1 protein-coding gene is annotated in these 237 nt (G+C 61.6%); it reads right to left on the bottom strand.

Going from position 1 to position 237, the window contains the following annotated elements; translation table 11 throughout:
• Positions 1–237 (bottom strand): protease-associated domain-containing protein (locus SB717_RS39405; protein ID WP_410908759.1); only part of this gene is annotated, 237 nt, incomplete at both ends.

The following is a 237-nucleotide window of genomic DNA, read 5'->3' as shown; positions in this document are numbered from 1 at the left end:
GACGCCTTCGTAGTCGTTCCAGCCGTATTCCGGCGCGACGACGCCGTAACCGACAAAGACGAGTTCGCTGTCCTCGATCGTGACCTCGTCGGCGGCGCGCTTGGTCCAGAAGACCACGTCCTCATTGGTCACAAGCCCCATGGGCTCCCCGTCATGCACGATGTCGAAGCTGGAGCTTTCCTCGTCCAGCGTGACCTCGAGCAGCGGAACGGGCTGGAAATAACTGCCCTCATAGCC

The sequence above is a fragment of the Priestia sp. SIMBA_032 genome (assembly GCF_046535215.1).
Taxonomy (GTDB): domain Bacteria; phylum Bacillota; class Bacilli; order Bacillales; family Bacillaceae_H; genus Priestia; species Priestia aryabhattai.
The sequence above is the reverse complement of the archived record's forward strand: the minus strand, read 5'-3'. Positions and strand labels throughout refer to the sequence as shown.